Raw genomic sequence first — 21,614 nt, forward strand, 5'->3', positions numbered from 1 at the left:
CCGTGTCTCTTCCCCTTCCGGCACCACTTCACGGGGTCGCCGAACGCACGGCCGGTAAGGCATGATCGCCAAGTGCTGAACGTGAACCAGCGGCTGACGGCCGCGCTTCTCACCGCTACGGGTGCTGCGCTCCTGCTCACCAGCTGCAGCCACAAAGACGCTCTGCCAGAGGACTACGGGCAGGCGTGGATGTCACAGATGTCGTCGCGGTACGCCGGCGACTACGGCGGAGGCGGGGGCCGACTCGTCCTCGGCGACGACAACCCGAAGAAGGCGACCGCCAGCGTCGCGTTGGAGCAGGACCTCGAAGGCCCGTACGACGTCCTCGCGGTTTGCCGGTCCACGAAGACCGTCCACGTCACCGTCCACGCGTTCACCGCCACACCGGATGGCAGCGGCGAATCACTCGACACGAAGGAACGCCTCGGGGAAGCCGACGTCAACTGCGGCGCAACCACCCGAATCCCCATCGACGTCCCGAAGGACCGGGATGGCATCGCCCTCGACGCGTCCACCAACGACCGGTCCGAACGGGTACTGTTCGACACTTTTATCGTCACCCGAGGAGCCAAGGCGTAACCCGGAAGTTAAGTCCACGCGCGGATCTGCTGGCGGCATGGCCCGGGTATGACGTCACGACTTCGTCCACAACCTCCCCCGCAGCCTCGCGAGGGCTCGGCTGATCCGTCCGCGAGGCGATCGATCAGCGAGACAGCTTGGCGCTCGCTCGCGGCCTGGCCACGTTGGTCGGTGCGGCGACAGCGTCAGGACGATTCTGCCCCTGCCGTAGTCATGCGAACCCTTGTCCGCTCGTGCCGATGAGGCCGGTCAACACGCCAGCGGCGCAGAGCGCCCAACCGGTGATGATGATCGGGAACCACGGAAGCTTCTTGCGGGAGAGTTTGCCAGTTCGCTTGTAGTCGATGAGGTAGTAGACGATGCCGCTCGCGAACGGCACTGCGCCGATGATGAAGAGCGTGATGGCGATCGAGCGCATCATCGTCGCCGCTTCGCTCGGACGATCATCACGATGATGATCGCGACCCCAATGGCTGCAACGATCGCTGTAGGGACGGGTTCGAACCCCACGCCAGTGAACATCAGATCCTCTCGCTTCGCGATGCAGAAGCGATCGCGCTGTCTGAAATGGACAATACTCACGGCCAGGGAAACAGTCCCGCAAGCCGGTCGTCCGCGCTTCATCTCGGTGACGGGCGGGCATGCGGACACAGAAAGGCCCCGCCAGCCGAAGCCAGCGGGGCGTCCCCATGAGTCAGACCAGGATCAGAAGTCCCAGTCCTCATCCTCAGTGTTGACGGCCTTGCCGATGACGTACGACGACCCGGACCCCGAGAAGAAGTCGTGGTTCTCGTCCGCGTTCGGCGACAGGGCGGAGAGGATGGCCGGGTTCACGTCCGTGATGTTCTTCGGGAACATCGGCTCGTAGCCCAGGTTCATCAGCGCCTTGTTGGCGTTGTAGTGCAGGAACTTCTTGACGTCCTCGGTCAGACCGACCTCGTCGTAGAGGTCCTGCGTGTACTGCACCTCGTTCTCGTACATCTCGAACAGCAGCGAGAACGTGTAGTCCTTGAGCTCGTCGCGCTCGGCCTGCGTGAGGGTCTCGAGGCCCTTCTGGTACTTGTACCCGATGTAGTACCCGTGGACGGCTTCGTCACGGATGATCAGGCGGATCAGGTCGGCGGTGTTCGTGAGCTTGGCGCGCGACGACCAGTGCATCGGCAGGTAGAAGCCCGAGTAGAACAGGAACGACTCGAGCAGCGTCGAGGCGACCTTGCGCTTCAGCGGGTTGTCGCCCTGGTAGTAGTCCATCACGATGGACGCCTTCTTCTGCAGGTTCGGGTTCTCCTCGGACCAGCGGAAGGCCTCGTCGATCTCACGCGTCGACGCGAGGGTCGAGAAGATCGACGAGTAGGACTTGGCGTGCACCGACTCCATGAACGCGATGTTCGTGTAGACGGCTTCCTCGTGCGGGGTGATCGCGTCGGGGATGAGCGACACGGCGCCGACGGTGCCCTGGATGGTGTCGAGCAGGGTCAGACCGGTGAACACACGCATGGTCAGGGTCTGCTCGGCCGGCGTCAGCGTGTTCCACGACTGCACGTCGTTCGACAGCGGCACCTTCTCGGGCAGCCAGAAGTTATTGACGAGACGGTTCCAGACCTCGACGTCCTTGTCGTCCTGGATGCGGTTCCAGTTGATGGCCTGGACCCGATCAATGAGCTTCAGCTTCTCGACCAACGTGTGTTCCTTACAGAGATGGTGACTAAGTGACGGACTGGAGGCGCGGTGCGGGTTGGCACCGCGCCTCCAGGGAGCAGAGCGGCAGCTCTACAGCATGCAGCTGACGCAGCCCTCGACCTCCGTGCCCTCCAGCGCGAGCTGGCGCAGACGGATGTAGTAGATCGTCTTGATGCCCTTGCGCCATGCGTAGATCTGCGCCTTGTTGATGTCGCGCGTGGTGGCGGTGTCCTTGAAGAACAGCGTCAGGGAAAGGCCCTGGTCCACGTGCTGCGTCGCCGCGGCGTACGTGTCGATGATCTTCTCGGCACCGATCTCGTACGCGTCCTGGTAGTAGTCCAGGTTGTCGTTCGTCATGAACGGCGCCGGGTAGTAGACGCGGCCGAGCTTGCCTTCCTTGCGGATCTCGATCTTCGACGCGATCGGGTGGATCGACGACGTCGAGTGGTTGATGTACGAGATCGAACCGGTGGGCGGGACGGCCTGCAGGTTCTGGTTGTAGATGCCGTGCTCCTGGACGGACGCCCTCAGCGCCTTCCAGTCGTCCTGCGTCGGGATCGTGATGTTCGCGTTGTCGAAGAGCGAGGCAACACGAGCGGTCGCGGGGGTCCACGTCTGGTCGGTGTACTTGTCGAAGAACTCACCCGACGCGTACTTCGAGTCGCGGAAGCCGTCGAAGGTCTCGCCGGTCTCGATCGCGATCTTGTTCGACGCACGAAGGGCGTGGAACAGCACCGTGTAGAAGTAGATGTTCGTGAAGTCGATGCCCTCTTCGGAGCCGTAGTAGACGCGCTCACGAGCGAGGTAGCCGTGCAGGTTCATCTGGCCGAGGCCGATGGCGTGCGACTTGTCGTTGCCGTCCTCGACGGAACGCACCGAGGTGATGTGCGACATCTGCGAGACCGAGGTCAGGCCGCGGATGGCGGTCTCGATGGTCTTGCCGAAGTCGGGCGAGTCCATCGTCAGCGCGATGTTCAGCGAGCCGAGGTTGCAGGAGATGTCCTTGCCGATCTCCTTGTAGGACAGGTCCTCGTTGAAGGTCGTCGGGGTGTTGACCTGCAGGATCTCCGAGCACAGGTTGGACATGTTGATCCGACCCTTGATCGGGTTGGCCTTGTTCACCGTGTCCTCGAACACGATGTACGGGTAGCCCGACTCGAACTGGATCTCGGCGATGGTCGTGAAGAAGTCACGCGCCTTGATCTTCGTCTTCTTGATGCGCGAGTCGTCGACCATCGCGCGGTAGTTCTCGGAGATCGGGACGTCGCCGAAGGGGACGCCGTAGACCTTCTCGACGTCGTACGGCGAGAACAGGTACATGTCCTCGTTGTTCTTCGCGAGCTCGAACGTGATGTCCGGCACGACGACGCCGAGGGACAGCGTCTTGATGCGGATCTTCTCGTCGGCGTTCTCGCGCTTGGTGTCGAGGAACTTCATGATGTCCGGGTGGTGGGCGCTGAGGTAGACCGCGCCGGCACCCTGACGCGCACCGAGCTGGTTCGCGTAGGAGAAGGAGTCTTCCAGCAGCTTCATCACGGGGATGATGCCCGAGGACTGGTTCTCGATCTGCTTGATCGGGGCGCCGGCCTCGCGGATGTTGGAGAGGAGCAGGGCCACGCCGCCGCCGCGCTTCGAGAGCTGCAGCGAGGAGTTGATGCCGCGCGAGATCGACTCCATGTTGTCCTCGATGCGGAGCAGGAAGCAGGAGACGAGCTCGCCGCGCTGTGCCTTCGCCGTGTTGAGGAACGTGGGGGTCGCGGGCTGGAAGCGGCCGGCGACGATCTCTTCGACCAGGTCGATGGCGAGCTGCTCGTTGCCCTGGGCCAGGCCGAGGGCGGTCATGACGACGCGGTCCTCGAAGCGCTCGAGGTACCGCTTGCCGTCGAACGTCTTGAGCGTGTAGCTCGTGTAGTACTTGAACGCGCCGAGGAACGTCTGGAACCGGAACTTCTTCGAGTACGCCAGGTCGTTGAGTCGCTGGATGAAGTCCAGCGAGTACATGTCGATCGTGGCTTTTTCGTAGTACTCGTTCTCGACCAGGTAGTCGAGCCGCTCCTTCAGGTTGTGGAAGAAGACGGTGTTCTGGTTGACGTGCTGCAGGAAGAACTGCTTGGCGGCCTCACGATCCTTGTCGAACTGGATGTTCCCGTCCGCGTCGTAGAGGTTGAGCATCGCGTTGAGGGAGTGGTAGTCCATCCCCGTCTGCGGCGACGTCAGATCGACGTCTGCAACTGCTGCGTCCAAAATGCATCCAATCCTGAGTTGACCGCCGACACGTCGTCAGGGGTCCCGAAGAGTTCAAACCTGTACAGAAGGGGGACGTTGCACTTCTGCGCGATGACGTCCCCTGCGAGGCCGTACGCCTCGCCGAAGTTCGTGTTGCCACCCACCACCACGCCGCGGATGAGCGAGCGGTTGTGGGCGTCGTTGAGGAACTTGATGACCTGCTTGGGGACTGCACCCTCGCCGTTGCCGCCACCGTAGGTGGGCAGGACCAGGACGTAGGGCTCGTCGACGTGCAGGAACGGTTCGCTCGGGTAGAGCGGGATCCGGTCCGCGTCGCGGCCGAGCTTCTCGACGAAGCGCGCGGTGTACCCGGACACGCTCGAGAAGTAGACCAATCGGCTCATGGTGCGCTCCTCTGGAGAAGGTGCGGAACAGGCGGACCGGAGGGTGTCCTGCAGGCGATCTCCGGGCCTCCTGAACGGGACCGGGGTGACCGTCCGCAGGACGGAAGGCGACTACGCCAGTTCGGCGCTGAGGGTCGCGATCTTGTCGGGGCGGAAGCCCGACCAGTGGTCGTCGTCCGTGACGACGACGGGGGCCTGCATGTAGCCCAGGCTCTTGACGTGCTCGAGCGCTGCTTCGTCCGTGGAGACGTCGTGCACTTCGTACTCGATGCCCTTGTTGTCGAGGGCCCGGTACGTCGCGGTGCACTGGACGCAGGACGGCTTGGTGTAGACGGTGACGGCCATGTTCTCCCCTGGTTCCTACTGGTTTCTGCTGTGCTGTGGAGGTGGTGCTGATGTCTGTCCGCAGTCGTGTCCGGGAGGGGCCGCTGCGATGCCTCCACACTACATCTAGTGGCTAGCCGCAGCACCGACCACAAGAGGAAGTGTTACAGCCATGTAGTTCTCCACAACGTCCTCCACAGTCTGTGGATTCCCGGGAGGCCCGAGTTTCCGCCAGTCTGCGGCCGACCACCGACACTTCCCCACACCCGTGGACAGTCCCGATCCACAAGTGTGGAATCAGCGCATCGGCGTGTCGCGAACCGCCCCTCCCCAGGACGGGGGACACCCCCGTCCGGCCGGTCCGTACACTCGTCTCGTGAGTACGTACGGGCCCCTCCTGAAGACCCCTGGCGTGGGTCGTGTCATCGCCGCACAGCTCACCGCGCGGTTCCCGTTCGGCATGCTGTCGCTGGCCTACCTGCTGCACGTCGAGCACGTGTTCGGCTCCTACGGCGCGGCCGGTCTGGTGCTGGCGACGACGAGCATCGGGCAGGCGCTGGCCGGCCCCCTGACGAGCCGGTGGATGGGCAGCTGGGGCATGCGCCCCGTCCTCATCCTGACGAGCATCGTCGCGCTGATCAGCATGGTGGTCATCGCGTTCGTGGCCATGCCGCTCTGGGGCTACGTGGTGGTCGGCTTCCTCGGCGGCCTGGCGGTCCCGCCCGTGCAACCGGCGGTGCGCACCATCTACCCGAAGATGGTGACGTCGGCGCAGCTCACACCCCTCTTCTCGCTCGACGCCAGCGCGCAGGAGCTCATCTGGGTCGCCGGCCCGGTCATCACCACCTTCGTCGCCACCCAGGTCGGCACGGTCGAGGCGATCGTCGTCGCGATGGTCTTCCTGGTCGTCGGCGGCGCGTGGTTCATCGCCTCCCCCGAGCTGGGTCGCGTCCGCATCCCCCGTTCCAAGCGCGCCTTCGGTGTCGTGCTGAAGCGCCCCGCGGTCGTCGTCGCCACCCTGACCGGTCTGCTCCTGATCGGGGCCTGCGCCGCGGTCGAGGCGAGCGTCACGAGCGTCTTCGGCGAGGGCAGCCCGAACGCCGGCATCGTCCTCGCGGTGTTCGCGGTCGGTTCGCTCGTCGGCGGCCTGGCGTTCGGCCACCGCCCGATCTCCCGCAACACCCTGTGGACGCGCATGGCCGTCGTCTTCGTCGGCCTCACCCTGGCCCTCGGCGGCACGGGGTTCTGGTGGCTGTGCCTCGCCCTGGTCGTCGCGGGTGTGGGCATCGCGCCGGCCCTCGCGGTGATGTTCGGTTCGGTCTCCGCCACCGTCAAGTTCTCCGACACGGCCGAGGCCTACGGCTGGATGGGCACCGGCCAGCTGATCGGTGCGGCCGGCGGTTCGGCGATCGCCGGCTTCCTGATCGACGGCAGCGGCCCCGTCGGAGGCTTCACCGTCGGCGCCGTGATGGCCGGCCTGGGCGTGCTGCTCCCCCTGGCGATGCGGAGCTGGCTGCCCGACTTGCGCGGCCGCGACGCCAGCCCCCTCCCCGACACCGAGCCGGTGCACCTGCCGACTTGAGCGGGTGGTTTCGGGCGTACCTGGTCGAATCGGCCGTACCTGGTCGGAAGTTCTGACCAGGTACGCCCGTTTCCACTTGCCATCGCAGCCGGTGTGGGAAGGAACGTGCGCCCGGGACGCGGGTCGCGTTCTCCACAGATGGCCTGGAGGCCCGGCGCACGCCCGCCAGGCAGCGGCAGGATGGGTGCATGGTCACCTCAGTCCCCCTGCGCGACGGCCGCGCGATCCCCGCGATCGGCTTCGGCGTCTACAAGGTCGACGATGCCGAAGCGGAGACGGCGATCGGTCTCGCGCTCGACGCCGGCTACCGGCACATCGACACCGCAGAGATGTACGGCAACGAGACCGGCGTCGGCAAGGCGATCCGGGCCTCCTGGCTCGATCGTGACGACGTCTTCGTGACGACCAAGGTGTGGAACGACCACCAGGGGCGCGACGCGACCCTGCGGGCGTTCGACGGCAGCCTCGAGCGGCTGGGGCTCGACGCCGTCGACCTCTACCTGATCCACTGGCCGGCCGCCGCGAACGACCGCTACGTCGAGACCTGGCGCGCTCTGGTGGAACTGCGTGAGTCAGGGCGGGCACGGAGCATCGGTGTCTCGAACTTCCAGGTGCCGCACCTGCAGCGACTCATCGACGAGACCGGCGAGGTACCGGCGCTGAACCAGGTCGAACGGCACCCGTGGCTGCCGCAGCGCGAACTCATCGCGTTCCACGAGCAGCACGACATCGTGACCGGGGCATGGTCGCCGCTCGGCCGCGGGCGACTGATCGACGAGCCGGTGCTGACCGGCATCGCGGACACGCACGGTGTGAGCGTGGCGCAGGTGCTCGTGCGTTGGAACGTGCAGCAGGGCGTGGTGGTGCTGCCGAAGTCGGTCACGCCGTCACGGATCCGGTCGAACCTCGACGTCGACGGCTTCGAGCTCACCGCCGACGAGCTCGCAGCGATCGGGACGCTCGAGTCCGGGCAGCGGACGGGCTCCCACCCGGACTCGGTGTCGTAGCCGGATCAGCCCCGGCGGTCCTCCTCGGACTGCCACGGCAGGTGCAGGTCACCCGGTTCGGGCTCCACGTCGCCGGCGTCGTCCGCGCCGCCCGTCCCGGGGGCCGCGATGACCTTGGACGGGTCGATGCCGTCTTCACGCAGGTCGGCGTCGTCGCGCTGCTTCGTCTGGGATGCGTCCATCTCACGCTCGCTCGACGGGCTGTACGACGTGTCGGCCGCCCGCTGCTCGCGGCCACTGACCCCGTCGACGTCGTCGCTGTGAGCGGCGTCGCGGAGCGCGTCGTTCCGAGCTCGGTCGTCCGACGGCTCGGGGCCGGGGGCGTTCGGGATGCTGTCGCTCATGGTGTTTCCTCCTGCAGCGGACGGTAGTCCTCGGCCCCGTGTAACGAGTCTGGCTCGGTCCGCTCCCCGCACTCCGTGACGCCCCTCGCCCCCGCTACGATGCCGACGAGGGGGAACGATGGGACGAACACGGACCGCGACGACCGCGGTGATCGGCTCCGCACTGGTGGGGCTGCTGCTCACCGGGTGCACGGCGTTCGGCGGCGACGACACCATCCCGACGCCGACGCGACAGGCGGCCGAACGCACGACTGAACCCACCCCGGACCCGACGTCGGCGGCCGATGCGGTCGAGGTGGAGCAGGCCCTGCCCACCGGCACCGTGGCGGCGGAGACCGACGTCGTCTCACCGAGCGGCGACACGAGCATCCACGTCCGCGTCGTCGCGAACGACCGCGGCACCTTCGACGCCCAGCTCTCCGGGTACCGGACGACCAATCCGCAGCCGATGCGTCTGGAGTTCCGACACCGGCCCGCGAAGCCGCTCGACGGCGCGGACGGCGCGGTGCGCGAAACGGTCGAGTGGGCCGCCGCGGTTGCTCCTCCGACCTCGTTCACGATGGGTCAGGCGGGTCCGCGCCCCGACTACCTGCGCAGTGTCGTCCTCGTGCCGGCGACGGTGGCGGACGAGGACTCGTCGGCGCGCCCGTGGGCCGGATCGGTGCTCGCCGCCGCTGACCTCACGTGGAAGATCCCGAACCCCTACCCCGACCTCCGGGTCACCGTCGGCAAGGACCGACCGGGCGCCTACGGCATCGTCACCGACGTCGACGGCCGACCGGCGAACTACCTGGTCGCGCACGGCGACGAGCTCTCGACCGTCGCGGAGCGGTTCGGCGTCACGCCGGCGCAGGTGCAGTGGATGAACCCCTACATGGAGCAACGCGACGACGACTGGCTGCTCGAGGGCAGCACGCTCAACCTCGACCCCGCTCGGCGTTGAGACGAGGGGTCGGTCCGGTCCGTTACGGTTGACCAGCACTCGGCACCACCAGGAGGTCCCATCGTGACGATCGTCGCCGCCGCAGACGGCTCAGCCCTCGGCAACCCCGGCCCCGCCGGCTGGGCCTGGTACGTCGACGACGAGCGGTGGGCGGCCGGCGGCTGGCCCCGCGCGACGAACAACATCGGCGAGCTCACGGCCGTCCTGCAGCTGCTCCGCGCCACGAAGGACACCGGCGAGCCGCTGCACATCCTGTGCGACAGCCAGTACGCCATCAAGGCCTGCACCGAGTGGCTCGCCGGCTGGAAGCGCAAGGGCTGGCGGAAGGCCGACGGCAAGCCTGTCCTCAACGTCGAGATCATCAAGGAACTCGACGCGGAACTGCAGGGTCGCAAGGTCACGTTCGAGTGGGTCCGCGGCCACGTCGGTCACGAGATGAACGAAGCTGCCGACGTCCGTGCCCGCGGTGCCGCCACCGCGTTCCAGAACGGCACCGACGTGCCGCACGGTCCCGGCTGGCCCGGCGCCGAGGTCCCCGAGCCGTCCGCGCTGCCCGACGCGACCCCGCCCGCGACCCTCTTCTGACCCTTCCGCCAGCAGCCCACCCGGTTATATACTCCTCTGTATAACGGAGGTGATCGGCATGGCAGTGACGACGATCGATCTTGATCCACGCGTGCTCGATGATGCGAAGCAGCTGACCGGCGCCCGCTCCAACCGCGAGGTCGTGCAGAGAGCACTCGAAACCCTCATCGCGGTGCGGCGACAGCCGGCCGCCGTCGAACGCATCATCGCGCGAGACTTCAGCGCCGACCCTTCCGCGGCTGACGAACTCCATCCCTGATGGCGACGTACATCGTCGACAACTCCGTCTGGTGGAAGGCGCACCGTTCCGCGGGAATCGCACGACGCCTTCGCGATATCGCAACGCAGGACTTGATCATGACGTGCCCACCTCAGGTCCTCGAGTACTGCCATTCAGCACGCACCGGGCCCGACCACCAGGGACACCGCGATGACATGGACGCCTTCCTCGAAGCATCAGAACACCCGGACGTCCAGGATGTGACGAGCATCCAGAACGCTCTCTGGAACAACGGCCACGTCCGCGGAGCAGGACCGATCGACGTCCACATCGCTGCCTATGCCGTGCGCAACGGGGCAACCGTCCTCAGCTCGGATCGCGACTACGACCACATCGCCGACGCGGTCGCCGATTTCCGGCACGAGTACCTGCCGGAGCACTGACCGCGGGTCAGTAGGTCCCGTCGCGCCGGTCCTGGCGGGTGATCTGCTCCCCCGACGCCGGGTCGACGCCCGAGCGGGTGGTGGTCGTGGTGCGGCGACCGCCGAAGGCCACGGCGAGGCTGATGATGAGCAGCACGACACCGGCTGCCATCAGGATGTAGCCGATCAGGCGGAGGTCGATGCCGGCGAGCTGGATGTTCAGCGCGAAGGCGACGATCGCGCCGATGACGATCAGGGCGATGCTGGATCCGATGCGCATGACGCAGTCCTCTCGGGTGGGGGTGGTGCCGGAGACGGTACACGTCCGACAACCCCGGCGCCGATCAGTCGACGTCCACCTCGGCCCACCCGTCGAACCGCCCGATCTCGGTGACCCGCACGACGGCCTCGCCGACCTCGTCCGAGGCGTCCAGGTCGATCGTCGCCGAGAACCCGAAGTCCTTGTCGCCCTCGGGGTCGGCGAAGATCTGCCGCGCCTTCCAGACCCGGGGTGACGCGGTGGCACCGCTCTCGTCGAGCACCAGGTACTGCATCGAGCGCGCGTCGGCATCGGTGCCGATGCTGTCGTGCTCCTCGTAGTACTCCTCGAGCACGTTGTCCCACGCGGCCCGGTCGAAGCCCGCGGTCGCGTCGAGTTCCCCGAGCCCGTCGATGTCGTCGGCCGCGGCGAGCAGCACCCGCTGGAACAGGGCGTTGCGCACGAGCACCCGGAACGCCCGCGGGTTGCCGGTGAGTCGTGCGGGCTGCGGCGGCGCGATCTCCTCGTGCTCCTCGGAGGCCAGCAGGACGTCGCCGTTGAGCAGCGCCTCCCACTCGTCGACGAGCGAGGAGTCGGTCTGCCGCACGACCTCGCCCAGCCACTCGATCAGGTCGTCGAGCTCCTGGGTCCGCTGTTCCTCGGCGATGGTCTGCCGCATGGTCCGGTACGCGTCGGACAGGTAGCGGAGCACGAGCCCCTCGGAGCGGGTGAGCTGGTAGAAGCGCACGAAGTCGCCGAAGGTCATCGCGCGTTCGTACATGTCGCGGACGACGGCCTTCGGGGACAGCTGGAAGTCGAGGACCCAGGGCTGTTCGGCGGCGTACGCCTCGTAGGCGGCGGTCAGCAGCTCGTCGAGCGGCTTCGGCCAGGTGACCTCCTCGAGCAGTTCCATCCGCTCCTCGTACTCGATCCCCTCCTGCTTCATGCGGGCGACGGCCTCGCCGCGCTCCTTGAACTGCTGCTGCGACAGGATCGCCCGCGGGTCGTCGAGCGTGGCCTCGACGACCGAGACCATGTCGAGGGCATAGGTGGGAGAAGCAGGGTCGAGCAACTCGAACGCGGCGAGCGCGAACGGCGACAGCGGCTGGTTGAGCGCGAAGTTCGGCGCGATGTCGACGGTGAGGCGGTAGGCGCCGTCGACCTTCTCGATCACCCGCGCGTTGATGAGGGTCCGGGCGATGACGAGTGCCCGCCGGGCCATCGCGAGCTGCCGCGGGCGCGGTTCGTGGTTGTCGTAGACCAGCGACCGGACGTCCGCGAAGGCGTCCCCGCCACGGGCGACGACGGACAGCACCATCGCGTGCGTGATCCGCATGCGCGAGACCATCGGCTCCGGCTCGGCTGCGATCAGCCGCTCGAACGAGGCCTGGCCCCAGGACACGAAGCCCTCAGGCGCCTTCTTCCGCTTGATCTTGTTCTTCTTCTTCGGGTCGTCGCCGGCCTTGGCGACGGCGCGGGCGTTCTCGATGTCGTGCTCGGGTGCCTCGGCGACGACGTCGCCCTCGGTGTCGTAGCCGGCACGTCCGGCACGGCCGGCGATCTGGTGGAACTCCCGCGCGGACAGCTGGCGCATCTTCGTGCCGTCGAACTTCGTCAGCCCGGTGAACAGCACCGACCGGATCGGCACGTTGATCCCGACGCCCAGGGTGTCGGTGCCGCAGATGACGGGCAGCAGGCCGCGCTGGGCGAGCTGCTCGACGAGTCGTCGGTACTTCGGCAGCATGCCAGCGTGGTGCACGCCGATGCCGGCCCGGATCAGGCGCGACAGGGTCTGTCCGAACCCGGCGCTGAAGCGGAAGCCGGCGATGGCGTCGGCGATCTGGTCGCGGCGTTCGCGCGAGGCGACCTTCGCCGACATCAGCGACTGCGCCCGTTCGAGTGCGGCGGCCTGGGCGAAGTGCACGATGTAGATCGGCGCCTTGCCCTCCTCGAGGAGCCGTTCCACCGTCTCCTGCACGGGCGTCATCACGTACTGGTACTCGAGCGGCACGGGTCGCGAGACACCGGTCACGCGGGCGGTGGGCCGACCGGTCCGGCGGGACAGGTCGTCGGCGATGGTGGTGACGTCGCCGAGGGTCGCGGACATGAGCAGGAACTGCGCCCGCTCGAGCACGAGCAGCGGCACCTGCCACGCCCAGCCTCGGTCGGGGTCGCCGTAGAAGTGGAACTCGTCCATCACGACGACGTCCACGTCGGCGTCCGGCCCCTGCCGCAGGGCGAGGTTCGCCAGGATCTCGGCGGTGCAGCAGACGATCGGGGCGTCGGCGTTGACGCTCGAGTCACCGGTGACCATGCCGACGTTCTGCGCACCGAACAGCTCGACGAGCTGGAAGAACTTCTCGGACACGAGCGCCTTGATCGGTGCCGTGTAGTAGCTCCGCTTGCCCTCGGCGAGCGCGGCGAAGTGCGCGCCGGCCGCGACGAGCGACTTCCCGGTACCGGTCGGCGTGCTCAGCACGACGTTCGCGCCGGACACGAGCTCGATGACCGCTTCGTCCTGCGCCGGGTACAGCGGTCGGCCGCCCTCGGCGGCCCAGGCCGCGAAGGCCTCGTAGACCTCGTCGGGGTCGACGACGCCGTCCACCGCCGCCGGGATCGCGGCGACGAGCGGGGGCACGGTGGTGGCGTCGGTCATGTAAACATCCTCCCAGGTGCGCATGTGCCGGACGGGAGGCCCGTGGCGGCGCCGCCACGGGCCTCCCGTCCGCCCCGTCGCCGACCCAGGCGCATTTCGATACGTGCGCATAGACTCGCGACATGCGCGAACTCGGCTTCCTCTCCTTCGTCCCGAACCACGGCGGCACCGACGGCGCCGCCGGCGCCCTGGAGGACGGCCTGCGCCTGTTCGAGACCGCCGAGTCGCTCGGCTACGGGACGGGCTGGGTGCGCGGACGGCACTTCGAGCCGTACCTGACGAGCCCGATGACCTTCTTCGCGGCCGCCGCCCAACGCACCAGCACCATCGCGTTCGGCACCGCCGTGCTCGGCATGCGCTACGAGGACCCGGTGCGCCTGGCCGAGGACGCCAGCACGGTCGACCTGCTCAGCGGTGGCCGGGTACAGCTCGGCATCAGCACGGGCATCGCCGGGTACGGCCCGATCCTCGACCCGGTGTTCGGCACGGTCGACCGCAGCTTCCGCGACGAGGCCGAGGCCCGCGCCGCACGGCTGCTCGAGGTGCTGCAGGGTGAGCCCCTGGGCAGTGCCGGCAAGGGCTACGAGAGCATCCCCGCCGGGGCCGACCTGACCCTGCAGCCGCTCAGCCCGGGCCTGCGCGACCGAGTGTGGTGGGGCGGCGGCAGCATGGGCACGGCGGTCCGCACGGCCGAGAAGGGCCTCCTGCTGCACTGCTCGACCCTGAACACCGAGGACACCGGTGCCCCGTTCGCCCAGGCGCAGGCCGACCAGATCGTCGCCTACCGCGAGCGGTTCGCCGAGCTGCACCCGCAGCGCGAGTCCAAGGTCGCCGTGGGCCGGATCGTGGTGCCGCTCCTCGACGACCACGACCGCGCCGTGCACGAGGAGTTCCTGACCGGGTACGCCTCCGGGATGGACGACGAGGGCCGTCCGCTCTCGGGTACCCCGCCGTTCCGGTTCAGCAAGGTCGTGTCCGGCGAACCGGCGGCCATCGTCGACGCCCTGCTCGCCGACCCGGCGGTCACCGCCACCGACGAACTGGTCATCACCCTGCCGGCGAACGGCGACCGTGCGGCACACGAGCGGATCCTGCGCATCGTGGCCGAGGAGATCGCCCCGGCACTGCGGGCTTGAGGGCCGGCACTGCGGGCCTGAGCGCCGGCGCCGCTGGCCCGACCGCCTGCGGCCCCGCCGCCGCACCGCCACCGAGAGTCAAGGGCATCCGGCGGGGCTCTGATCGAGTTGGTGAGGCCCGAGAGCCCGGCCGGATGACCATCTCGTCCCTGATCCGCACGAGATGGTGCACCCATCGTTCCACCTACCGAGCGGTTTGTCACACCGTTCCGCGCACCCGGGACGTAAGAAGTTGACCAAGTGTCACTCGTTTTTCCGAACCGGGACGAAGTGCGGGAACCGGTTCACCGGTGCGCATCGCGGCCGGAACGACGAATGCGTCCCCGCGCGGACGCGGGGACGCATTCTGGGACGCACCGGGGAGGCCAGGGCAACAACGGCCGGATCAGGAGACCGAGTCGCTCACCCAGCGACCCCGTAGTCGGTGCGTGCGCGGACGGTAACCAGCCGACTCGCGCACATAGATGTTACTGAACGGAGTTGGGAGCTGCGCGGAAACCGGACGACTCCGTCACTCCAGTTCGAGGGACGCGGTTCCGGCGTCGTCGGTGACCGAGGCGCCGACGTGCAGCGTGAAGGTCCCCGACTCGTACTGCCACGAGCCGTCCCAGTGGGCGAAGGCACGCGCCGGGACCTCGATCGAGACCTCCGTCGAGGCGCCCGCGTCGAGCCGGACCGGGGCGAACCCGACCAGCCAGCGCACCGGGCGGTCGACCGCCGACTCCGCACGGGACGCGTAGACCTGCACGACGTGCTTGCCGGCGCGGTCACCCGTGTTCGCGACGGTCGCCGTGACGATGACGGCGTCGCCCTCGCGGACGGTCGGGGTCGCGGAGACGCCCTCGATCGACCACGTGGTGTAGCCGAGGCCGTGGCCGAACGGGTACGCCGGCTCCGTGCCGGCGCGGAGCCAGGCCCGGTAGCCGACGTGGACACCCTCGTCGTAGGCGACCTTCCCGTCGACCGGGGTGACGTCGAGCACCGGGACGTCGGCCATCGCGACGGGCCACGTGGTGGGCAGGCGGCCGCCGGGCTCCTGCACCCCCGTCAGCACGTCGGCCAGGGCGTTGCCGTACTCCTGCCCCCCGAACCAGGTCAGCAGCACCGCGGCGACGTCGTTCCGCCAGGGCATCTCGACCGGCGATCCGGCGTTCACGACGACGACCGTGTTCGGGTTCGCCGCGGCGACCGCGCGCACCAGGTCGTCCTGGTGGCCGGGCAGCGCCAGCGAGGAGCGGTCGTAGCCCTCGGACTCGACCTTGGAGTTCGTGCCGACCACGACGACGGCGACGTCCGCACCACGGGCGGCGTCCACCGCGGCCTCGATGAGCACGGCGGGGTCGTCGTCCGACGGCTCGGTGCCGAACTGGTACGCCAGCACCCCACCGAGCGTCTCGTCCTGCACGATGTCGTACTCGATGCGGATCGCGACCTGCTGGCCGGCTGTCACCTCGACCGGCACCGACCGCGCCGGCGGGTTGAGGAACGCGGCACCGAGCTGGTCGCCCTCGAACGGCACGTCCTCGTCGAGCAGCAGTTCGCCGTCGATCCACATGCGCGACCGGCCGGCCGCGCCGATGCCGAACCGCACGGTCCCGGTCGACTCGGCCGTGTAGGTGGTGGTGATGTCGAGCCGGTCGGCTTCGCGGGTCGGGGCGTCGCCGCCGAACCAGAACAGTGCCGTCGCGCGGCGGTCCTCGACGAACAGCTCCTCGCCGTCCTTGACGAAGGCGACCCGGGCTCCGGGCTCCCCGGTGCCGGGGTTCGTGATGGTGGACAGCGGGAACTCCGCGATGCCCTCCTGCACGACGGCGCCGATCGCGTAGTCCACGCTCGCGCCGGGGAAGGCCGAACGGATGCCGTCCAGCGGTGACACGACCTGCGACGGCACGACCGTGGCCGAGCCACCGCCCTGCGTGCGGGCCTGGTCGGCGTTGTGCCCGATCACCGCGATGCGCGACACGGCGGGGGCGTCGAGCGGCAGGACACCGGTGTTGCGGACCAGGACCGTGCCCTCGGCCTCGGCCTCGCGCACGAACGCGATGCCGTCCTCGACGTGCACGGGCGAGGCGGCGACGGGCTCGAAGCCCTCGAGCGCGCCGACGCGGGCAGCCAGGGTCAGGATCCGGCGGACCTTGCGGTCGATCGCCGCCATCGGCACCTCGCCGGACTGCACGGCGGCGAGCAGCGGGCCCTCGCTCCACCACGGGTTCGGCCCGGGCATCGCGACGTCCTGCGACGCCTTCGCGGAGTCCACCGAACGCACCCCGGTCCAGTCGGACACGACGATGCCGTCGAAGCCCCACTCCGAGTTGAGCGGGGTCTCGAGCAGGTCGTTCTCCGACGCCGTCACGCCGTTGATCGCGTTGTACGACGACATGATCGCCCAGGCGTGCGCCTCGGTCACGGCCTTCTCGAACGCCAGCAGGTACAGCTCGCGGAGCGCATGGTCCGACACCTCGGTCGACGCGGTGAAGCGGTCGGTCTCGTAGTCGTTCGCGATGTAGTGCTTCGGGGTCGCGGCGACACCGTTCTCCTGCACGCCGTCGACGTACGACGCGGCCAGGTCGCCCGTGAGCACCGGGTCCTCGCTGAACGCCTCGAAGTGCCGGCCACCGAGCGGGGACCGGTGCAGGTTGATGGTCGGGCCGAGCACGACGTCGACGCCCTTCCGGCGGGCCTCCACCGCGGCGGCGGCGCCGTAGCGCTTCGCGATCGCGCGGTCCCACGAGGCACTCAGCGCGGTCGCCGACGGCAGGTTCAGGGACGGGTCGCGCTCGTCCCACACCTCGCCGCGCACGCCCGACGGGCCGTCCGACATCAGGATCCTGCGCAGCCCGATCTTCTCGATGGGCCAGGTGGTCCAGAAGTCACGTCCGGTGAGCAGCTGCACCTTCTCGTCGGTGGTCAGCTGGCCGAGGAGCGCATCGATGCGCTCGGTCAGCGGCGTCGACGGACTGGAGGCGGTGCTCGCGTCGTTCACGGTGGTCACGGTGGTCGGTCCTCTCGTTCAGGGCCGCGGGGCGCCGCCTGGACGGCCGGGGCCTCGTCGCCCACACCCACCATCCACCGGGTTCGCCGCCCGCGCTGGCAGCTCCTGCACCGTACCACCGAAAACCAACCGTTGCTTGGTTTCTCCGGGTCTCCTGCGGGCGGTACAGTCTGGCCATGGCACGACGGGGTTCGTACGCAAAGGGCATCGCGAAGCGCGAGGAGATCCTCACGGTCGCGCTGGACCTCGTGGCGTCGCAGGGGTTCCGGCGGACGAGCATCAAGGACATCGCCGACGCCGTGGAGCTGACCCAGGCAGGCCTGCTGCACTACTTCGACTCGAAGGACGAGCTCTGGGTCGAGATCCTCCGCCGCCGCGACGAGCTCGACCTCGCGCACGACTGGCAGGCCGCGGACCCGGCAGCCCTGCTCGCAGCGATCGTGCGGCACAACGCCGAGGTCCCGGGCCTGGTGCAGATGTTCGTCAACCTGTCCGCCGCGGCTGCCACCGACGCCGAGCACCCGGCGCACGAGTACTTCCGCGAGCGCTACGACCGCAGCCGCCGCGACCTGTCCGCCGACTTCCGGGCCATGCAGCAGGACGGCCGGCTGCGCACCGACATCGACCCCGACGAACTGACCAGCGTCCTGCTCGCGGTGTCCGACGGCATGCAGATCCAGTGGCTCTTCGACCCCACCCGCGACATGGCCGAGCACGTCGAACTCGTCGCCCGCCTCGCGATCGCCCAGGTCACCCCCACCGCCTGACGGGAGGCGCAGCGCACGACCGCACCGAGCCTCCCGCCGGCGAAGTGGTCAGGGCAAGCGCACGGCAGCGAGTTCGTCCGCCGCGATGCTCCACGCGCGGACCTGCGTCTTCGAGAGGGGCTCCTCCGGAGACGTCGACCAATCTGAGATGTTCCGACCCCGCATCTCCCGCGCGAGGTGGTCACGCACGGCTCGCTTCGACTCCGTCGACAAGGCCGCTCCGTAGTGCTCCGCACCAGGAACGTCGGCCAGTTCGGTCAGGTACGCCTGGCAGAACCAATCCGCTGCTTCGGCCCGCAGGTACGGGCTCTCGAGCGTGGCGTACCAGCGGCGGAAGAACTCGTCGTACGGGCCAGAGTCCTGCATGAACCCACCAGAAGCAAAGAGGAGTTCACGGACCCGCTGAGGGGTGAGCCCGCGGGCGGCTCGGACGGCATCACCGATCCTTCCCCCGTCGACGAGGTTCGCTATCTCGCTCATTTCATTGCTCATGAGGTCTGCGATCGTTGCATGGTCGAACACTGGCGTATGGGTGTCGATATGTGAAACGGGACCCGCCGTCAGCTCCGGGGTACGGACAGGGCCTGGTCGCGTCAGGCACGGCGGGGCAGGATGGTCGGTGCCCGCCAGGGCGTGTTCCGACGACGATGTGGAGTGACGCGATGACGCGTGTAGTGGTGACCGGTGGCAGCGGCAAGCTCGGACGAGCGGTGGTGCGCGACCTCGATGCGCACGGGTACGACGTGGTCCTGCTCGACCGTGTCCCCTCGCCCGACAAGCCCGAGCGAGTCCCGTTCGTGCGGATCGACCTGACCGATCACGGCCAGGTCCTGAACGCGCTGCTCGGCATCGACGACCGGTACGACCACGTCGACGCCGTCGTGCACCTCGCCGCGGTGCCGGCCCCGGGGCAGGTCCCCGACGTGGCCCTCATCACGAACAACGTGACCTCGTCGATCAACGTCTTCCACGCCGCACGTGCCGCGAAGATCAAGAACGTCGTGTGGGCGTCGAGCGAGACCCTGCTCGGCATCCCGATGGGCGAGCACCACCCGCCCTACCTGCCGGTCGACGAGGAGTTCGCGGTCCGCCCGCAGTCGTCGTACTCCCTCGGCAAGGCGGTCGAGGAGGAGATGGCCCGCCACTTCACCCGCTGGGACCCGGAACTGAAGATGATCGGCCTGCGCTTCTCGAACGTGATGGACGAGACCGACTACCCGGCGTTCCCGTGGGACGCCACCCCCGAGGCGAAGACGTTCAACCTGTGGTCGTACATCGACTCCCGCGACGGGGCCCAGGCTGTCCGCCGGGCACTCGAGGCCGACCTCACCGGGTTCGAGGCGTTCGTCATCGCGAGCCCCGACACGGTGATGGACACCCCGACGATCGAGCTCGTCGAACGCTTCGTGCCGGACATCGAGCGCCGTGCGGACATCGACGGCGTCAGCTCGCTGCTGTCGTCGGAGAAGGCCCGCGAACTCCTCAGCTACACGCCCGAGCACAGCTGGCGCGACCACCGCGCCTGATCGTCAGGCGGCGGGGACGAGCAGCCCGTCGAGCACCAGGTCGCGCGCCGCCGGCAGCAGGTCGGCGGCGAGCGCCTGCTCGTCCACGCCGGTGATCTGCGCGAGCGCGCCGATGATCACGGTGACGGACAGGTCGCCGTCGCACGCACCCACGAACGCCGCGAGTGCGGTGTCCGCGTCCACACGGCGCCCGAGCCCGCCACCCTGCACCAGGGTCATCACGGTGGGGTCGTCGTTGCCCGGCCAGTAGTACCGCTCCTCGGTGACGTCACCGGCCACCGACAGGTGGGCGGCGGCGAGCGCGGCATCGTCGTGCAGGGCGAGCCAGGCGGCCGCGTCGAGGACGCGGGCGACCGTCGCGCCGAGGCCCGCGGGGTTGGAGCCGAGCGTCTCGGGGACGCGCTCGAACCGGCGGAGGGCAGCCGGGCCTCCCGGCAGGGGTCGACGCACCACGACGTAACCGAAGCCGACGCCGATGACGCGACGGTCCGCGAAGTCGTCGAGCCAGGCGCCCGTCAGGGTGTCGAACTCGGCCGTGCCGGGCTTCGTCCCGCCGTCGCGGATCCAGGTCTCGGCGTAGGACGTCGGGTCCTGCCGCTCGCGCTCGATCACCCACACGTCGAGGTCGGTGTCGGCGAACCAGGCGCGCACGCGGTCCAGGCCGTCGACGCCCCAGTGGTACTCCCAGTTGCCGAGGAGCTGAGCCGTGCCACCGGGCTCCAGGTGGGCCTCGAGGCCGCGCAGCACCGTCTCGACCAGGGCGTCGCCGACCATGCCGCCGTCGCGGTACTCGTACGACGGGACGCCCTCGCGACGGGGTGTGATGACGAAGGGCGGGTTCGAGACGATCCGGTCGAAGCGCTCCCCCGCGACCGGCTCGAACAGCGAGCCGAACCGGAAGTCGATGCCGTCGATGCCGTTGAGCCGGGCGTTGAACCGGGCGATGTCGAGGGCACGGCGCGAGATGTCGGTGGCGACCACCTGGTCGGCGAAGCGCCGCGCGTGCATGGCCTGGATGCCGCACCCGGTGCCGAGGTCGAGCACACGCTCGACCGGGACGGGCACCTGCAGGCCGCTCAGCGTCGTGGTGGCGCCGCCGATGCCGAGGACGTGCTCCTCGCTGATGGCGTGCCCGAGGGCGAGCTCGCCGAGGTCGGAGACGATCCACCAGCTGCCGGCGCCGAGGTCGTCGACGAAGGCGTAGGGGCGCAGGTCGACGGCGGGGTGCACGAGCGCGTCGGCGCCGTCGCCTTCGCCTTCGCTGCGCAGCAGGCCCGCGGCGATGACGGCGTCGAGCCCGGCGGTCGGGAACGCCGCGGCGGCATCGGCCCGCGCCACCGGCAGGCCGAGCACGAACAGCGTCGCCAGGGTGCCGAGCGGCGTGGTCTCGCGGGCGGCGAGCGCGCGGAGCGCGGCGACCCGCGAACCGCGGTGCAGCGATGCGGCGGCCTCGGCGCCCCACAGCGAGTCGAGCCGCTCGACGGTGAAGCCGGCCGCCGTCAGGTCGGCGGCGAGCGCCGTGGTGACGGCGGGGTCCGCGACGATCGACGGCAGCGTGTGCACAGCGTCCACGCCGGTGCCCGCGCCGGCGCTCACGAGGCGATCCCCTCGCGCAGCAGCGCCGCTGGGACCTGCCAGTCGAGCACCAGGTCGAGGAGCCCGGGGAACCGCTGCTGCACGTCCTCGACGCGGACGCGGCTGACGCGGGTCAGGCCCTCCAGGTGCTGCTCGAGCAGGCCGGCCTCGCGCAGGACCCGGAAGTGGTGGGTCAGCGTGGACTTCGGCCGGTCGATGCCGACCCAGCCGCAGCTGCGCTCGCCCCCGGCCGCGTCGACCAGGTAGCGGTGCAGGATCGCGAGCCGGATCGGATCACTCAGGGCGTCCATCACGACCGGGAGGTCCATCTCGGCCACGGACGGCTGCGGCAGCCGTTCAGGAGCATCGACGTGCGCGGGCATGGAC

General features: G+C 68.9%; 22 protein-coding genes. 10 read left to right on the forward strand and 12 right to left on the reverse strand.

All coding sequences use genetic code 11. The features are described 5' to 3' along the window. Positions 1-198: 198 nt before the first annotated feature. A complete protein-coding gene (locus FFG40_RS00285; RefSeq protein ID WP_138801885.1) occupies positions 199-579 on the forward strand; it encodes a hypothetical protein in 381 nt (126 codons plus the stop codon). A gap of 211 nt (positions 580-790) precedes the next feature. On the opposite strand, the gene FFG40_RS00290 is transcribed toward FFG40_RS00285, so the two are convergent. From FFG40_RS00290 to nrdH, 5 genes are all read right to left on the reverse strand, one after another. Next, on the reverse strand, positions 791-1,000 hold the full coding sequence (locus FFG40_RS00290; RefSeq protein WP_138801886.1) for a hypothetical protein: 210 nt from the start codon (positions 998-1,000) through the stop codon (positions 791-793). 284 nt (positions 1,001-1,284) lie between these two features. Then, positions 1,285-2,259: a class 1b ribonucleoside-diphosphate reductase subunit beta gene (gene nrdF, locus FFG40_RS00295; RefSeq protein ID WP_017886894.1), complete on the reverse strand. Its 975-nt coding sequence runs from the start codon at positions 2,257-2,259 to the stop codon at positions 1,285-1,287. A gap of 90 nt (positions 2,260-2,349) precedes the next feature. After that, positions 2,350-4,455, reverse strand: coding sequence for a class 1b ribonucleoside-diphosphate reductase subunit alpha (gene nrdE / locus FFG40_RS00300; RefSeq protein ID WP_138801887.1), 2,106 nt, complete (start codon positions 4,453-4,455; stop codon positions 2,350-2,352). 17 nt (positions 4,456-4,472) lie between these two features. Further along, positions 4,473-4,889, reverse strand: a complete 417-nt coding sequence (gene nrdI / locus FFG40_RS00305; protein ID WP_027465945.1) for a class Ib ribonucleoside-diphosphate reductase assembly flavoprotein NrdI — start codon at positions 4,887-4,889, stop codon at positions 4,473-4,475. Between the two features lie 111 nt (positions 4,890-5,000). Continuing rightward, entirely contained in the window at positions 5,001-5,234 is a 234-nt protein-coding gene (gene nrdH, locus FFG40_RS00310) for a glutaredoxin-like protein NrdH (protein ID WP_017886897.1), read from the reverse strand. 355 nt (positions 5,235-5,589) lie between these two features. Between nrdH and FFG40_RS00315 the strand changes: the two genes are divergently transcribed. Further along, positions 5,590-6,795 carry an MFS transporter gene (locus tag FFG40_RS00315; RefSeq protein WP_138801888.1) on the forward strand — a complete coding sequence of 402 codons (1,206 nt, stop codon included), beginning with the start codon at positions 5,590-5,592 and terminating at the stop codon, positions 6,793-6,795. Between the two features lie 188 nt (positions 6,796-6,983). Further along, a complete protein-coding gene (locus FFG40_RS00320) occupies positions 6,984-7,802 on the forward strand; it encodes an aldo/keto reductase (RefSeq protein ID WP_138801889.1) in 819 nt (272 codons plus the stop codon). Positions 7,803-7,807: 5 nt separating this feature from the next. On the opposite strand, the gene FFG40_RS00325 is transcribed toward FFG40_RS00320, so the two are convergent. Next, positions 7,808-8,146 carry a hypothetical protein gene (locus tag FFG40_RS00325; protein ID WP_051596813.1) on the reverse strand — a complete coding sequence of 113 codons (339 nt, stop codon included), beginning with the start codon at positions 8,144-8,146 and terminating at the stop codon, positions 7,808-7,810. A gap of 118 nt (positions 8,147-8,264) precedes the next feature. On the opposite strand from FFG40_RS00325, the gene FFG40_RS00330 reads away from it, so the two are divergent. From FFG40_RS00330 to FFG40_RS00345, 4 genes are all read left to right on the forward strand, one after another. Next, entirely contained in the window at positions 8,265-9,089 is an 825-nt protein-coding gene (locus tag FFG40_RS00330; RefSeq protein WP_138801890.1) for a LysM peptidoglycan-binding domain-containing protein, read from the forward strand. 63 nt (positions 9,090-9,152) lie between these two features. Continuing rightward, positions 9,153-9,674, forward strand: a complete 522-nt coding sequence (locus tag FFG40_RS00335) for a ribonuclease H (protein ID WP_138801891.1) — start codon at positions 9,153-9,155, stop codon at positions 9,672-9,674. A 58-nt stretch (positions 9,675-9,732) separates the two neighbouring features. Beyond that, entirely contained in the window at positions 9,733-9,933 is a 201-nt protein-coding gene (locus FFG40_RS00340) for a type II toxin-antitoxin system VapB family antitoxin (RefSeq protein WP_111232839.1), read from the forward strand. Beyond that, positions 9,933-10,337 carry a PIN domain-containing protein gene (locus tag FFG40_RS00345; RefSeq protein WP_138801892.1) on the forward strand — a complete coding sequence of 135 codons (405 nt, stop codon included), beginning with the start codon at positions 9,933-9,935 and terminating at the stop codon, positions 10,335-10,337. The genes FFG40_RS00340 and FFG40_RS00345 overlap by 1 nt, the downstream gene beginning before the upstream one ends. A gap of 7 nt (positions 10,338-10,344) precedes the next feature. On the opposite strand, the gene FFG40_RS00350 is transcribed toward FFG40_RS00345, so the two are convergent. Next, positions 10,345-10,596 carry a DUF6458 family protein gene (locus FFG40_RS00350; protein ID WP_027465939.1) on the reverse strand — a complete coding sequence of 84 codons (252 nt, stop codon included), beginning with the start codon at positions 10,594-10,596 and terminating at the stop codon, positions 10,345-10,347. A gap of 64 nt (positions 10,597-10,660) precedes the next feature. Further along, positions 10,661-13,231 (reverse strand): RNA helicase, encoded by a 2,571-nt coding sequence (locus FFG40_RS00355; protein ID WP_138801893.1) that lies wholly within the window; start codon positions 13,229-13,231, stop codon positions 10,661-10,663. Between the two features lie 122 nt (positions 13,232-13,353). On the opposite strand from FFG40_RS00355, the gene FFG40_RS00360 reads away from it, so the two are divergent. Continuing rightward, complete coding sequence (locus FFG40_RS00360) at positions 13,354-14,367, forward strand: LLM class flavin-dependent oxidoreductase (protein WP_027465937.1); 1,014 nt, start codon at positions 13,354-13,356, stop codon at positions 14,365-14,367. A 511-nt stretch (positions 14,368-14,878) separates the two neighbouring features. Here the strand turns inward: FFG40_RS00360 and FFG40_RS00365 are convergent. After that, positions 14,879-17,359, reverse strand: a complete 2,481-nt coding sequence (locus tag FFG40_RS00365) for a glycoside hydrolase family 3 C-terminal domain-containing protein (RefSeq protein WP_138801894.1) — start codon at positions 17,357-17,359, stop codon at positions 14,879-14,881. Between the two features lie 176 nt (positions 17,360-17,535). Here FFG40_RS00365 and FFG40_RS00370 point away from each other — a divergent pair, with 176 nt between their 5' ends. Then, positions 17,536-18,126, forward strand: coding sequence for a TetR/AcrR family transcriptional regulator (locus FFG40_RS00370; protein WP_027465935.1), 591 nt, complete (start codon positions 17,536-17,538; stop codon positions 18,124-18,126). Between the two features lie 48 nt (positions 18,127-18,174). Here FFG40_RS00370 and FFG40_RS00375 read toward each other — a convergent pair whose 3' ends face one another. Further along, positions 18,175-18,606: a hypothetical protein gene (locus tag FFG40_RS00375; protein ID WP_138801895.1), complete on the reverse strand. Its 432-nt coding sequence runs from the start codon at positions 18,604-18,606 to the stop codon at positions 18,175-18,177. 182 nt (positions 18,607-18,788) lie between these two features. On the opposite strand from FFG40_RS00375, the gene FFG40_RS00380 reads away from it, so the two are divergent. Further along, the gene (locus tag FFG40_RS00380) at positions 18,789-19,652 is read left to right on the forward strand and encodes an NAD(P)-dependent oxidoreductase (protein WP_138801896.1); all 864 of its coding nucleotides are present in this window, start codon (positions 18,789-18,791) and stop codon (positions 19,650-19,652) included. Between the two features lie 3 nt (positions 19,653-19,655). Here FFG40_RS00380 and FFG40_RS00385 read toward each other — a convergent pair whose 3' ends face one another. Next, positions 19,656-21,248, reverse strand: a complete 1,593-nt coding sequence (locus FFG40_RS00385; RefSeq protein WP_260678756.1) for a methyltransferase — start codon at positions 21,246-21,248, stop codon at positions 19,656-19,658. Next, the gene (locus FFG40_RS00390) at positions 21,245-21,610 is read right to left on the reverse strand and encodes a helix-turn-helix transcriptional regulator (RefSeq protein WP_071245119.1); all 366 of its coding nucleotides are present in this window, start codon (positions 21,608-21,610) and stop codon (positions 21,245-21,247) included. Before FFG40_RS00390 ends, FFG40_RS00385 begins: the two co-directional genes overlap by 4 nt. Positions 21,611-21,614 lie beyond the last annotated feature (4 nt).

Origin of the sequence: Curtobacterium sp. KBS0715 (assembly GCF_005938005.2) — a bacterium.
Lineage (GTDB): Bacteria > Actinomycetota > Actinomycetes > Actinomycetales > Microbacteriaceae > Curtobacterium > Curtobacterium flaccumfaciens.

Excerpts from the sequence above, each read along its gene's own strand:
- nrdI (WP_027465945.1), bottom strand. The coding sequence starts at position 4,889 with ATGAGCCGATTGGTCTACTTCTCGAGCGTGTCCGGGTACACCGCGCGC.
- nrdE (WP_138801887.1), bottom strand. The coding sequence starts at position 4,455 with ATGGACTACCACTCCCTCAACGCGATGCTCAACCTCTACGACGCGGAC.
- FFG40_RS00380 (WP_138801896.1), top strand. The coding sequence starts at position 18,789 with ATGACGCGTGTAGTGGTGACCGGTGGCAGCGGCAAGCTCGGACGAGCG.
- FFG40_RS00340 (WP_111232839.1), top strand. The coding sequence starts at position 9,733 with ATGGCAGTGACGACGATCGATCTTGATCCACGCGTGCTCGATGATGCG.
- FFG40_RS00360 (WP_027465937.1), top strand. The coding sequence starts at position 13,354 with ATGCGCGAACTCGGCTTCCTCTCCTTCGTCCCGAACCACGGCGGCACC.
- FFG40_RS00325 (WP_051596813.1), bottom strand. The coding sequence starts at position 8,146 with ATGAGCGACAGCATCCCGAACGCCCCCGGCCCCGAGCCGTCGGACGAC.
- FFG40_RS00320 (WP_138801889.1), top strand. The coding sequence starts at position 6,984 with ATGGTCACCTCAGTCCCCCTGCGCGACGGCCGCGCGATCCCCGCGATC.
- nrdH (WP_017886897.1), bottom strand. The coding sequence starts at position 5,234 with ATGGCCGTCACCGTCTACACCAAGCCGTCCTGCGTCCAGTGCACCGCG.
- FFG40_RS00390 (WP_071245119.1), bottom strand. The coding sequence starts at position 21,610 with ATGCCCGCGCACGTCGATGCTCCTGAACGGCTGCCGCAGCCGTCCGTG.
- FFG40_RS00355 (WP_138801893.1), bottom strand. The coding sequence starts at position 13,231 with ATGACCGACGCCACCACCGTGCCCCCGCTCGTCGCCGCGATCCCGGCG.
- FFG40_RS00285 (WP_138801885.1), top strand. The coding sequence starts at position 199 with ATGTCGTCGCGGTACGCCGGCGACTACGGCGGAGGCGGGGGCCGACTC.
- FFG40_RS00345 (WP_138801892.1), top strand. The coding sequence starts at position 9,933 with ATGGCGACGTACATCGTCGACAACTCCGTCTGGTGGAAGGCGCACCGT.
- FFG40_RS00375 (WP_138801895.1), bottom strand. The coding sequence starts at position 18,606 with ATGAGCGAGATAGCGAACCTCGTCGACGGGGGAAGGATCGGTGATGCC.
- FFG40_RS00290 (WP_138801886.1), bottom strand. The coding sequence starts at position 1,000 with ATGATGCGCTCGATCGCCATCACGCTCTTCATCATCGGCGCAGTGCCG.
- FFG40_RS00330 (WP_138801890.1), top strand. The coding sequence starts at position 8,265 with ATGGGACGAACACGGACCGCGACGACCGCGGTGATCGGCTCCGCACTG.
- FFG40_RS00370 (WP_027465935.1), top strand. The coding sequence starts at position 17,536 with ATGGCACGACGGGGTTCGTACGCAAAGGGCATCGCGAAGCGCGAGGAG.
- FFG40_RS00350 (WP_027465939.1), bottom strand. The coding sequence starts at position 10,596 with ATGCGCATCGGATCCAGCATCGCCCTGATCGTCATCGGCGCGATCGTC.